At 49.8% G+C, this 12348-nt stretch carries 11 protein-coding genes, 1 riboswitch and 2 other annotated features (1 of these 14 only partly in view); of the genes, 5 read left to right on the top strand and 6 right to left on the bottom strand.

Going from position 1 to position 12348, the window contains the following annotated elements; translation table 11 throughout:
- Nucleotides 1-20: a sequence feature (ribosomal protein L20 leader region), on the bottom strand; it reaches 106 nt to the left of the window's first position.
- 52 nt (nt 21-72) lie between these two features.
- Both thrS and ytxC read right to left on the bottom strand, forming a co-directional pair.
- Nucleotides 73-1983, bottom strand: coding sequence for a threonine--tRNA ligase (gene thrS, locus F3H20_RS15785; RefSeq protein ID WP_149735856.1), 1911 nt, complete (start codon nt 1981-1983; stop codon nt 73-75).
- A 317-nt stretch (nt 1984-2300) separates the two neighbouring features.
- Nucleotides 2301-3212 (bottom strand): putative sporulation protein YtxC, encoded by a 912-nt coding sequence (gene ytxC, locus F3H20_RS15780; protein WP_149735855.1) that lies wholly within the window; start codon nt 3210-3212, stop codon nt 2301-2303.
- 158 nt (nt 3213-3370) lie between these two features.
- Nucleotides 3371-3583: a binding site (T-box leader), on the top strand.
- Between the two features lie 38 nt (nt 3584-3621).
- Between ytxC and F3H20_RS15775 the strand changes: the two genes are divergently transcribed.
- Together F3H20_RS15775 and F3H20_RS15770 are read left to right on the top strand one after the other, a co-directional pair.
- Entirely contained in the window at nt 3622-4101 is a 480-nt protein-coding gene (locus F3H20_RS15775) for an Lrp/AsnC family transcriptional regulator (RefSeq protein ID WP_091744742.1), read from the top strand.
- A complete protein-coding gene (locus F3H20_RS15770; protein ID WP_149735854.1) occupies nt 4098-5267 on the top strand; it encodes an aminotransferase class I/II-fold pyridoxal phosphate-dependent enzyme in 1170 nt (389 codons plus the stop codon). Before F3H20_RS15775 ends, F3H20_RS15770 begins: the two co-directional genes overlap by 4 nt.
- Nucleotides 5268-5329: 62 nt before the next feature.
- Here the strand turns inward: F3H20_RS15770 and F3H20_RS19995 are convergent, their stop codons facing one another.
- Nucleotides 5330-5488: a hypothetical protein gene (locus tag F3H20_RS19995; RefSeq protein ID WP_188128369.1), complete on the bottom strand. Its 159-nt coding sequence runs from the start codon at nt 5486-5488 to the stop codon at nt 5330-5332.
- Nucleotides 5489-5932: 444 nt separating this feature from the next.
- Between F3H20_RS19995 and F3H20_RS15765 the strand changes: the two genes are divergently transcribed.
- Nucleotides 5933-6247 (top strand): hypothetical protein, encoded by a 315-nt coding sequence (locus F3H20_RS15765; protein ID WP_149735853.1) that lies wholly within the window; start codon nt 5933-5935, stop codon nt 6245-6247.
- 28 nt (nt 6248-6275) lie between these two features.
- On the opposite strand, the gene cytX is transcribed toward F3H20_RS15765, so the two are convergent.
- Both cytX and dxs read right to left on the bottom strand, forming a co-directional pair.
- Nucleotides 6276-7490 carry a putative hydroxymethylpyrimidine transporter CytX gene (cytX, locus tag F3H20_RS15760; RefSeq protein WP_149735852.1) on the bottom strand — a complete coding sequence of 405 codons (1215 nt, stop codon included), beginning with the start codon at nt 7488-7490 and terminating at the stop codon, nt 6276-6278.
- A 195-nt stretch (nt 7491-7685) separates the two neighbouring features.
- A riboswitch (TPP riboswitch) is annotated at nt 7686-7795 on the bottom strand.
- A gap of 42 nt (nt 7796-7837) precedes the next feature.
- On the bottom strand, nt 7838-9727 hold the full coding sequence (dxs, locus tag F3H20_RS15755) for a 1-deoxy-D-xylulose-5-phosphate synthase (protein ID WP_149735851.1): 1890 nt from the start codon (nt 9725-9727) through the stop codon (nt 7838-7840).
- A gap of 474 nt (nt 9728-10201) precedes the next feature.
- Here dxs and F3H20_RS19990 point away from each other — a divergent pair, with 474 nt between their 5' ends.
- Nucleotides 10202-10375 (top strand): hypothetical protein, encoded by a 174-nt coding sequence (locus F3H20_RS19990; RefSeq protein ID WP_188128368.1) that lies wholly within the window; start codon nt 10202-10204, stop codon nt 10373-10375.
- Between the two features lie 294 nt (nt 10376-10669).
- On the opposite strand, the gene F3H20_RS15750 is transcribed toward F3H20_RS19990, so the two are convergent.
- Complete coding sequence (locus tag F3H20_RS15750) at nt 10670-11791, bottom strand: aldo/keto reductase (RefSeq protein WP_149735850.1); 1122 nt, start codon at nt 11789-11791, stop codon at nt 10670-10672.
- A 323-nt stretch (nt 11792-12114) separates the two neighbouring features.
- Between F3H20_RS15750 and F3H20_RS15745 the strand changes: the two genes are divergently transcribed.
- A partial coding sequence (locus tag F3H20_RS15745; protein WP_149735706.1) for a helix-turn-helix domain-containing protein occupies nt 12115-12348 on the top strand: 234 nt, incomplete at its 3' end.

The raw sequence follows: 12348 nt of genomic DNA, 5'->3' as shown, positions 1-12348 counted from the left end.
GATGGCTTCTGCTTACTACTATTCTTCACTTGACTATAATATCATTCAAAAGTTTACAAGTCAAGCTATTTTCTAGTTTTTCTCACTGATTTCTTTAAGCAACTGGGCCATAAACTCCGCTACCGGCTGGCTGCCCAGGTCGCCCTGGCCTCTTTTGCGCACGGCAACACTGTTCGTTTCCTGCTCCTTGTCACCAACCACCAGTGTATACGGCACTTTTTGCACCTGAGCTTCCCGGATCTTGTAGCCGATTTTTTCATTCCGGTCGTCAATTTCCACCCGGATGTCCTGCCCCCGCATTTGCTGCGCAACGGCCTGGGCATAAGCGACATGGCGGTCGGTAATAGGCAGCAGTTTAACCTGCACCGGCGCCAGCCAGGCCGGGAAGGCTCCGGCATAATGCTCGATCAGAATGCCGATAAACCGCTCCATGCTGCCGTAAGCCACGCGATGGATCATAACCGGACGGTGTTTTTGTCCGTCCTCGCCGATATAGTTCAGATCAAACTTCTCCGGCAGCAGCATGTCCAGTTGGATAGTACCGCACTGCCAGGTACGGCCGATAGAATCTTTCAGATGAAAATCAATTTTCGGACCATAAAACGCACCGTCGCCAGGATTGATTTTATAATCCATACCGCACTCTTCCAGGGCTTCCTGCAAAGCCTTGGTTGCCACTTCCCAAATCTCATCATTGCCCATTGCCTTTTCCGGCTTTGTGCTCAGTTCAGCGTGATAGGACAGGCCAAAAGTGCTGTACACCTGGTTAAACAAATCAATAACCCCTTTAATCTCGGTCTTGATCTGCGACGGCAGCATGAAGATATGGGCGTCATCCTGGGTGAAGCTGCGTACCCGCATCAAGCCGTGCAAGGCGCCAGACAGTTCATGGCGGTGCACCAGACCCAGTTCGGCCGTACGTAAGGGCAGGTCACGGTAGCTGTGATGCTGGGTGCGATATACCAAAATACCGCCGGGACAGTTCATCGGTTTAACGGCATAGCCTTCGTCATCAATTTGGGTAAAATACATATTGTCCCGGTAATGATCCCAGTGGCCCGATTGCTGCCATAGCTTCTGACTGAGAATAATCGGCGTTTTGATTTCCTGATAGCCGTATTTTACATGCAGCTTACGCCAGAAAGTTTCCAGTTCGTTGCGGATAATCATACCTTTGGGGTGGAAGAACGGGAAGCCCGGCCCCTCATCCTGAATGCTAAAGAGGTCCAGTTCGCGGCCCAGCTTGCGATGATCCCGTTTAGCGGCTTCTTCCAGCATGGTAAGGTAGGCGTCCAGTTCGGCTTTTTTCTCAAAGGCCGTTCCGTATATCCGCTGCAGCATTTTGCGCTTTTCATCGCCGCGCCAGTAAGCTCCCGCTAACGTTTGCAGCTTAATCGCCTTGACCTTGCCAGTGGATGCTACATGGGGGCCGGCGCATAAATCAACAAACTCGCCCTGACGGTATAAAGAAATGACGGCATCTTCCGGCAGGTCGCGAATCAGTTCCACCTTGTAAGACTCACCTTTTTCCTCAAAGAACCGGACTGCCTCGGCGCGCTCCATTTCCATCCGTTCAATCGGCAGGTCTTCTTTCACGATGCGCTCCATCTCAGCCTGAATACGGGCTAAATCCTCCGGAGTAAATGTAACGGGCGCATCAAAGTCATAGTAAAAACCGTTGGCAATCGCCGGACCGATAGCTATCTGCACATCGCTATACAGCCGTTTTACCGCCTGAGCCATTATGTGGGAAGCACTATGCCGTAAAGCATTTTTCCCTTCCTGATCTTCAAAAGTCAGAAACTCCACTTTAGCGTTCTTGGTTAGCCGGCAGGCCAGGTCTACCACCTTGCCGTCCACTTTTGCCGCCAATGCGGTTTTAGCCAGACTGCGGCTGATTGACTGCGCCACTTCTCCCAGTGTCTGGTTGGCTTCCACTTCCCGAATCGAGCCGTTGTTTAACTCAATGTGAATATGTCCCATTTGTTATCCCTCCTAAATAAAAACTAAAAGCTGACAAAAATAGAAAACTCCCGTCCCACATAGGGACGGGAGTATACCCGCGGTTCCACCCTGATTAGTTTAAAAAACTCATCTCGTATATGCTATGCTAACGGACATATAACCCGGTCCGGCTTCAACCGGACAGTTCGGAGGCGGTAACAATAGGTAGCTACGTTAAAGATGCTTGCAGCCGGTGGCATCTTCTCTCTGCAACGCCTTGCTTATTGCCATATCCTCGTCATTACTTTTACCTTACTATTACATTTCCTAAATTATAGCTGATCCCTTGCCTGTTGTCAATTATCGGGCGTAATATTTCCCAAAACATACGGCCGGCAAAGACTGCAGCCTTTGCAGATTGTCACACGGCCCTCAAATATATTTTTGATGATCTCGACCGTATCCTGCGTTTTTTGTGGGTCGCAGCCATGCAGGACGATCTCTTGCGGTGCCAGGGTGATTAAAGCGGTAACCAGGAGGTCCCCATAATTAATTTCGTCCGCGCTCTGACTGATATAGCTCTCAAGGTACTGATTGTGGATGGAATTACCTGCCGTGTCAATAATTTTAAAGACTCCTTCAGGATCGATCACTATGTGCACTTCATCCGCCTGGGGTTCCTGTATATCGACAAAATAACGCAGTACACGGATGAATTCTTTATATTCCAGTTCCATCATGAAGTCCTCAACCACATCATCCACCAGATGGACCAGTTCTTCGCGATAATCTTTCAGGCGAAAGTTGATAAATCCTTCCACCACCAATTCGTGATGATGATCCAAATAATCGGTCAGTCTTGACAATATTTGCTTGCGGCGGTCAACCAGGCTGAAATCAATGACATTTGTTTTATTCCCGTTTAATGCTTTCAGGGTGTTCTCATAAACAGCCGCCCGTTCTTCCTCGTTGAAGTAATGGTAGTTCTGGTTAATGATCTTGCGGATAATATTCTTTTCTTCATCGGCCACAATCAATTCGGAAACGATTTGAGCCACATAATCCTTCAAGAGCTGCTTGATGCGTTCATAGCTGCGGAAGGATAGCTCACCGTCGACGACATTGCAACCAAGAAAGGTATAATTACCTTTGCTGGTTTCATCTATCGCGACCTGAAATCCTTCCTGCGCCAATGCAACACAATCTTTCTGAAGTTTTACCCGAATCTCATCTGTTGCTCCGGTCAAGCCTACAGAAAGCAATTTCAAGAACCTCACTCCCTTCTAATGTATTATATGTACTAAAAAATATTTGCATACAAAAACGGGCAGGCTATCGTCTGTCCGTGCAAAAAACATTTTTATACGGACAGACTGTACTTGCAATAATAAAATTACTATGATACTATATTCAAAAATGACTTAATGTGAATGTGATGACAGGGAGAGTACGTATCGCGTGTCCTCTTCAGAGAGCCGGGTAAGGTGTGAGCCGGCGCAGGAACCGCTACGGAATGCCACCCTCGAACAGCCTGCGGAAAACTAATAGTAAGCATGGCCGTAGCCTGGCGTTAACAGGAAAAAGTGAGCCCCACAGGCTAAACTAGGTGGTACCACGGGAATATTTTCTCGTCCTTTTCAGGACGGGATTTTTTTATTTTATAAGGAGGTTTTTTACATGATTGAATTATTAGAGCTCTTAGAAAAGGACCATACCCTGCCGCTTGACCAACTGGCGGTCATGCTGAACAAGCCTCAGTCGGAAATTGAAAAAGCCATCAAGCGGCTGGAAAATGAAAAGATCATCGTGAAATACCACACGATCATCAACTGGGATAAGGCAGGTGTGGATAGTGTCACCGCCATTATCGCCGTAAAAATAACGCCGCAGCGCGAAGTCGGTTTTGATTCGGTAGCCGAACGTATTTACCGGTTTCCCGAAGTACGCAGCCTGTATCTGATGTCCGGCGCCTATGACCTGCTGGCCATGATCGAGGGCAGTTCGCTCAAGGAAGTGGCCAACTTCGTATCCACCAAGCTCTCCACTATTGACGGCGTCGTCAGCACAACCACACATTTTATGCTGAAAAAGTACAAAGAAGCCCATGTGATCATGGATGACCGGGAAGCTGATCACCGGCTGGTGGTATCGCCATGAACTGGTCTGAGCGCATCTCACCAGCAGTCAACTCCATCCCGCCCTCCGGCATCCGGCGTTTTTTCGATATCGTTTCGGAAATGGACGATGTCATTTCGTTGGGAGTAGGCGAGCCTGACTTCATTACACCCTGGCATATCCGCGACAGTTGTGTCGACGGCCTGCACCGCGGCTATACATCTTACACTTCCAACTTTGGCCTACTGGAGCTTCGGGAAGAAATTGCCCGGCTCAAACAAAATGAGTTCGGCGTTACCTATAATCCACGCAATGAAATTCTGGTCACGGTCGGCGTAAGCGAAGCGCTTGACCTGGCTATGCGGGCTTTGCTTTGTCCCGGCGACGAGGTCCTAATCCCGGAGCCCTGCTATGTATCGTACAAGGCCTGCGTCACCCTGGCCGGTGGCATTCCGGTACCTGTATCGACCACTCTGGAAACAGAATTCCGGGTGACCGTGGAGCAACTGGAAAGCCGGGTCACCCCCCGTACCAAACTATTAATTATCGGCTATCCCAACAATCCCACCGGTGCCGTTATGCCCCGGGAGGAGCTTGAAAAAATCGCCGGTTTTGCCAAAAAGCACGATCTCATTGTTGTTTCCGACGAAATCTACGGTAAGCTGACCTATGACGGCCAACACACCTGTTTTGCTTCCCTGCCGGATATGAAAGACCGTACCATTTTGCTGGATGGTTTTTCTAAGGCCTACGCCATGACCGGCTGGCGCATCGGCTATGCTATGGGCAACCCCGATTTTATTGCGGCCATGACTAAAATTCATCAGTATACCATGCTTTGCGCGCCGATAACCGCCCAGATCGCCGCTATTGAAGCCCTGCGGCGCGGCGAAAAGGCTGTACAGCAGATGGTCGGCGAGTACAACTTCCGCCGGCGACTCATGCTGGACGGTCTGCACAACGCCGGTTTAGCCTGTTTTGAGCCTAAGGGCGCCTTTTACATCTTTCCTTCTATTAAGGAGACCGGCTTGTCGTCCTTGGCTTTTGCCGAACAATTGTTGAAAGCAGAGAAAGTGGCTTTAGTCCCCGGCGATGCCTTCGGCATCTGCGGCGAAGGCTTTGTCCGCTGTTCCTACGCCACCTCCAGCGACAATCTGGCCGAGGCTCTGGAGCGCATTGCCTGTTTCGTCAAGCGGCTATCCCGCTAGAAATATAAAAAGACCGTGAAGACAGGCGTTCCTGCCTTCACGGTCTTTTCCGTTTATAAAAACTACTCCTTGACCTTGTTATATAACGCAATAAAATAGAACACAATGGCAATGATACCGGCAATCTGGATAAAGGTTAAATTATGAATGTCCAAAATAGCAATCCATGCCACAAACAGCACCGATAAGATTTTATCTTTTGTCGAAAGCTTTTTAAACAAACGCTTGCTTCCCCCTTTTGCTCTAGCTGCTATTATCATACCACAGATTGTCTAAAAATTCTAACCCAAATGGAATAACCCCGCAGCCGGCCGGGGCTGCGGGGTCGAAAAAATAAAGAAATGAAATCAGGGAGAAAACATCTCTTTATTTGTCCCGGTATCTCCGAGATATTTTTAGTATACCCCTTTTTTCTTTGAATTCCGTTTAGCTTGAAACTATTTTTGCTGTTTTTTCTTACGGCGCATTTTCAAACTAAACGGAATATCCAGGGCGAGTGATTTTTGCGCCAAACGAGTTATACCCTAAAGGGCACGCGAACTTTTGCAGGAATAGTGGTCCTATTGCAAATTTTTTAATGAAGTATGGCACAGATAGCGCTGTCAGGGGCCGTTTCATATAGTTTTGAAAACACGTCCGGCAATCAAACGGAAGGTTTTTTTCCGGTGCCGGCGAATTGTACAGGATATGACAGAAAGGACAAAGCGATGATCTACACAATTACCTTTTCCATTGGCTCCCAGCAGCCTGATTATGACCGTCTTACCGCCGCACTCCGCGCCTTGGGTGATGCCATACCGGCCTTGCCGTCCGTGTGGCTGCTGGACAGCCCCTATGACGCCAACCAGATTTTCGAGGCCATCGGCCGCTATCTGGCTCACGAGGACCGGCTGTTTGTCGCCGAAATTACCGACAACAGCATGGGCTGGATTGAGGAGCCGGCCAGTTATTGGCTGTCGCAAAAATTCGGACTCTATTAAAAAACATTGTTTCTTCCAAACAGGCCGGTTATCTGCCGGCCTGTTTTTGCTGTCCTCCCACTTGGCGCACCAGCTTAAGCAATATGGCTGAGATAACCATGACCGGTATGGTCGCGCCGGCGATAAAATCAACCTCCAGCATTTGATAATACAGCCAAACCCCAATACCCCAAACGGCCAACGCCGGCCAGTCAACCAAGAGACCTGCTGTCACCTGCCGGCGGCCGTGCCAGAAATAATCGCTGAACAGAACAGCAAACAGCGGTGCAAAAACTGAGCCAATGGCCAGCAAAAAGTCCTGATAAAGTTCCATATCCACCGCAAGCGCCAGTGCCGTACCAATTGCCGTCAGTACTAACGCCATCCATTTTTCATTCCAGGCCGGCACCAGATTGGCAAAACTGACGCCGGCGGAATAGGCATCCATAAACGTAGTCGTCACAGTGGCCAGCACAATAATGCCCAGGGCGCCAAAGCCCAGACCGGCGGCCAGCATCATGGCCGACGGATCGGCACTGCCGCTCACCAGCGCCGCCCCCAGGCCGATAATATACATCCAGCAGCTGCCAATAAAATAGCCGGCCCAACTGCCCCACACGGCACCCTGGCGGCTTTGGGCAAAACGGGTGTAGTCGGCGATCAGCGGCAGCCAGGATAACGGCATAACCACGCTCAGCTCCAACGCCCCGCCAAAAGATATGCCGCCAACCGCCTCTTTGGTCAAAGCGCCGGTATCATGAAAGACTACCTGGCTCAACAGCGCCGTTACGCCCAGCAGTAATACCACTGCAGCCATATTCAGTTTTTTCCAGCCTCCTTCGCGGCCCAGCGCAATCCATAGAGCCACCAGCGCGCCAATAAAAAGACTCCATACTTGCAGCTGGTCCCAGCCCCACAACAGCCTGGTCACATCATTGGCTGAACGGGCGGCTGAAATGATCATGACTGCCGTCCAACCCACCAGTTGCAAAATATTTAAAGCAGAAAAAAGATAAGAGCCATATACCCCAAAAGAAATTCGCGTAGAAAATAAAGCTGGAATTCCCTCGCGGGCACCAATGTAGCCGCCCAAGGCCAGCAGCGTCGTTCCGGCCAGATGACCGAGGATCACCGCCAGCAGCCCCTGCTTAAATCCCAGCGGCGCCAATAGTCCGCCGGTCATAATCTCAGCGATTGATACCGCCGCACCAAACCATAAAAATAAAAAATGACTTCCCCGTACCGTCCGGTTATTTTCCTGCATCTTAGTTCGTTCCTTTCCTAACAACCATTGATTTTCTTATCCTGGCTCCCATTAAAAGATTAGAAAGACTGCAAAGACCCCAAGCTTTTAGTGGAAGTTCAGTATTACATCCTACGGGATAAAAAAACTGCTTTCAATTCCCATCAGCCCAGTCAATAAAAAAAGCATCCTCACGGATGCTAACGGTTAAAAACAGGCCCTTCTATCCGTCATCCCTCCGCTGGCATTATCCAGATCAGGTTACAGGTCATAGACATATCGGGTCTATATCTCAGCCGGCCTTCCCAGCCCCCTGTGACAGGTATGTAATTGGTATCAGCGTATCACAGATTTATCAAAAGGTCAATTTATTCCGGAAAGAGCTGCCGCAAAAACCCTGCTGTCTGCCTGGCAATGCCGTTGGCGTCGAGACTATACTTTTTTAGCAGCAGGGCATGAGCGCCATGCTCAATAAACTCATCCGGCAGCCCCAGGCGCAGCACACGGCTACCCGCCAGCCCCTGGTCGCTAAGACATTCCAGAACGGCAGATCCAAAGCCGCCAGCCAGCACATTTTCCTCCACCGTAATCAACGGACCGGTTTCCGCTAACAGGTGAATAACTGACCGGTCCAGCGGTTTAACAAAGCGGGCATTGACTACCCCGGCGTCAATACCCTGTTCCTGCAATTGCGCGGCAGCTTGTTGGCAGGGGTTTACCATGGAGCCGATAGCAACCAGGTTAACATCCCGCCCCAGCCGTAATACTTCGGCCTGCCCGACAGGCAAAACCTGCAGCGGTTCACTCAAATCGACCCCGATCCCGATCCCGCTGCCTCGCGGGTAGCGCAGGGCTACCGGCCGATTTCCCTGCAGCGCCGTATACAGCATATGTCGCAGTTCCCCCTCGTCCTTCGGAGCCATGCAGATCAGATTGGGTATATGCCGGAGATAGGAATAATCAAACACACCGTGATGCGTCGGACCGTCTTCCCCTACCAGACCGGCCCGGTCAAGAGCTAGCACCACCGGCAGCTCCTGCAGACAGACATCGTGCAGCACCTGATCATAAGCCCGCTGGCCAAAGGTGGAATAAAGCGCAATGACCGGTTTCTTCCCCTCACAGGCCATCGCCGCCGCCATGGTCACCGCATGAGGTTCGGCAATACCTACATCAAAAAAACGGGCCGGGAAACGGCCGGCAAAAGCTTTTAGCCCCGTTCCTTCCGGCATAGCTGCCGTAATGGCGGCTATATTTTTATCGGCTTCCGCCAGGGTCAGCAAGGTGTCACCAAATACCCGGGTATAGGTGGGTGGTCCGTCCTTTTTGATAATCTCGCCGGTGGCCGCATGAAAAGGTCCTACCCCATGAAAGATATCGGCATTTCGTTCGGCTGGAGCATATCCTTTTCCCTTGCGGGTCAGCACATGGAGGACAACGGGGCCGCTCATTTGCTTTGCTTTTTCCAACAGTCCGGTCAGGTCGGCCAGGTCGTGTCCGTCGATCGGACCGAGATAGGTAAAACCCAACTCTTCAAACAGCATCCCCGGAATAAAGAAATGCCGCACACTGTCTTTCAGCCGCTCCGCCGTCTGAACCATCCGGTCACCGATCGAGGGAATACGCCGCAGCAAATGTTCAAGGTCTTGTTTGACCTTCGCATAACCGGGAGCCGTCCGTATTTTGGCAAGATAGCCGGACATGGCGCCTACATTCCTGGCAATGGACATCTCATTGTCATTCAGTACCACAATCAGTTTGGTGCCGATATGCCCGGCGTGATTCAAAGCTTCATAAGCTTGCCCGCCAGTCAACGACCCGTCGCCGATTACCGCCAACACGTGATTGTCCTGTCCCGACATATCCCGCGCCACCGCCATGCCGACAGCCGCCGAGATGGACGTACTGGCGTGGCCGGTGGCAAACGCGTCATGTTCGCTTTCACTGCGCTTCGGGAAGCCGCTGATACCGCCCATTTGCCGCAACTCATGCAAGGCACCGCCCCGCCCCGTCAATATTTTATGGACATAAGACTGGTGACCCACATCCCAGATCATTTTATCCTGTGGGCTGTCAAACACTTTATGCAAAGCCAGGGTAAGCTCCACCACCCCCAGATTGGGAGCCAGATGGCCGCCTGACCGGGCTACCGTTTCAATAATCAGGCTGCGGATTTCTCCCGCCAGCAAAGTAAGTTCGGCAAAAGTCAGCTTCTTAATATCTTGCGGACTGTTGACACGTTCTAAGAAAGTATGCAAAATTCGTTCTCCCTCCTGAAACTAATACCAGAATATAGTTCGCCATGTTGGAAGAAATCCCCTGCCATTTTGCACAAAAGTTCATTTTTGCTGCTCCGCCAACTTTGAAACTGGAAGCTGCGGCGAGGCAAAGTTTTGTCAGCCAAGACGCCTATATGTCGACTGACGACCACGCCGGCTGACGAAATTTTGACCGTCAGCAATTTCTGTTTACAAGGTTTATGGAGCACTAGAGATCTGTAAACTCTAAACCTATAGAATGAATTGCGAGAGATTTTTCGTCCTGCAAGACGGAGGAGGTGCGCATATCGGGAATACGCAAGCCGACGGCAACTAAGCAGGGCGGAAAGATCTCGTAAGAACACTAAGAATTAGGGATTACAGACTACCAGGTAACATAAAGAAATTTTACAGTTCACCTTCCCGCCGGCTCATCCGTATAATAAAGTAAAGACACAATAAGGGGTGGTCCTGTTGGTAATTGATTTTAATGAGCAAAAGTTCCGCAACGAAGTCAAGTCAATGGTTCGTCCTTTTGGCTTAAACAAACATCAAGTGGATGAAGTCATACGGCACGCTCTGGCGGCAGTTCGCCGGGCGAGCAAACCGGTTCGCGGCAATCCGGCAATTCCCGGCAAAGAAGAATGAAATAAAAAGAAACTCACCTTCCGGATTGGCAAGGTGAGTTTCCTCATGCTACATGTAAAGACACAGCCTATCTATTTATGGGAACTCAACAGGTCGACGTGTCATTATCGTTACAGCAGCAGCAAAACAACAACAAAATAATAATAATGATAATAAACCAGCTACCTCCTGGTCCAAAGCCACCATTTCCACCCCAACGCATGATTATAACCTCCTCATAGCTTAATACAGAATCTACTGTATCCTATGTCGGATGAACGTTAGAGGTTACTCTCCCGCCGAGAAAAATGAAAGTTATGCTTCAAAGACCCGGGCCACATCCTCCAGGCACTTGGTAATTTCAATATGCTGCGGGCAATGGCGCTCACATTGCCTGCAGGCAATACATTCCGAAGCCTTGCCATGGATTTTGGTGTAGTTATTGTAGTAGAGCTGCTGCAGGGAAAAGCCCTTGCTCACCGCTTGCTTTTCCGTATTGTACAGCGCAAAATACTTGGGAATCGCTATATTTTTCGGACATTCATCCACACAGTACTGGCAGGCGGTGCAGGGAATGGCAATCGCCTCATTAATAATCGTAACCGCCTGTTCGATGATAGCCTGCTCTGCCTGGCTAAGCGGCTGAAAGTCGCTCATGTACTCCGTATTGTCCAACAGCTGCTCCTTATCGGACATCCCGCTCAGTACCATCATAACCCCGTCCAGACTGGCAGCATACCGTACCGCCCAGGACGGAACCGATAAGTCCGGCCGGTACCCCTTGAACAGCGCTTCCGCTTTTTCCGCTACCTTGGCCAGCGCCCCGCCTTTGACAGGCTCCATCACAATAATCGGTTTATTGTGTTTGCGCGCCACTTCGTAGCACTTCCTGGACTGGATACTGTCATTATCCCAATCCAGGTAATTAATCTGCAGTTGCACAAAGTCCACTTCCGGATGGGCCGTCAGAATTTCGTCAAGCAAAGCAGCATTGTCATGATAGGAGAAACCGACTTTTCCGGCCTTGCCTTCCCGCTTCTTTTGCTGCACAAAGCCGAAGCTGTCCAATCGTTTGGCTGTTTCGTAATTGGTTACGCCCAGGTTGTGAATCAAATAATAATCGAAGTAATCAACACCGCATTTTTCTAATTGCTCATTAAAAATGCGCTCTTGATCTTCCTCGACTTTGAGAAACATCGTCGGCAATTTGCTGGCCACCGTAAATCGGTCGCGCGGATGGCGCTTGATCAAGGCTTCGCGCAAGGCGATTTCGCTCTTGCCGGAATGATACATATAGGCAGTATCAAAATAAGTAAAGCCTCTCTCCAGAAACAGATCGACCATCTGATTCAACTCGGGGAAATCAACACTGGTCGGATCATCCTGCTTAATCAGCGGCAATCGCATAAAGCCAAAGCCTAATTTTTTCGCTTCCATGTTATACCCCTCCATGTTGTTACGGAATGCTTAGGGAGTGTCTTCAAAAGACGCTGCCGGTGGATATTTTGATCATTTGAAGACACATCCTAACTAAATGCCGGAAAAGGGATGGCCTAATTCAGGCATTGTCTTACTCTTTTAAAACCTAGTTTAGCATCTGGAGTGAACTCCATGTCAAGCGGTTTTTACAAAAACGGCGGTAAAATGAAAAGGTAAGTTCTTGATTGCAGTAGTTAATTCGTGTTTGATGCTGTTAGTCTTGCACTACTTTTTGGTACAATGAATAGGCAGTGGATTCCTCCGCAACACAGGAGGTCATTATGGCTAACACGAAGTATGATGGCAAACACTTGTCAACGACCCAACGCATTAAGATTGAGAAAGGCTTATTGGACGGTGAATCTCTGGCTTCTATTGCCAGAAAAATCACTAAGCATCCCAGTACAGTGGCTAAGGAAATCAAGAAATATCGCTACTTTCCCGAGCGGGAAAGTCTTGCCAGGAAGCTTCCCTGCCTTCTTAAAAAGAACTGTCAGCTCCGCTTCCTTTGTGAC

The sequence above is a fragment of the Propionispora hippei DSM 15287 genome, assembly GCF_900141835.1.
Classification (GTDB): domain Bacteria; phylum Bacillota; class Negativicutes; order Propionisporales; family Propionisporaceae; genus Propionispora; species Propionispora hippei.
This window is presented reverse-complemented; position numbering and strand designations above follow the sequence as displayed.

Excerpts from the sequence above, each read along its gene's own strand:
- thrS (WP_149735856.1), bottom strand. The coding sequence starts at position 1,983 with ATGGGACATATTCACATTGAGTTAAACAACGGCTCGATTCGGGAAGTG.
- F3H20_RS15775 (WP_091744742.1), top strand. The coding sequence starts at position 3,622 with ATGATTGAATTATTAGAGCTCTTAGAAAAGGACCATACCCTGCCGCTT.
- F3H20_RS15770 (WP_149735854.1), top strand. The coding sequence starts at position 4,098 with ATGAACTGGTCTGAGCGCATCTCACCAGCAGTCAACTCCATCCCGCCC.
- cytX (WP_149735852.1), bottom strand. The coding sequence starts at position 7,490 with ATGCAGGAAAATAACCGGACGGTACGGGGAAGTCATTTTTTATTTTTA.
- F3H20_RS15750 (WP_149735850.1), bottom strand. The coding sequence starts at position 11,791 with ATGGAAGCGAAAAAATTAGGCTTTGGCTTTATGCGATTGCCGCTGATT.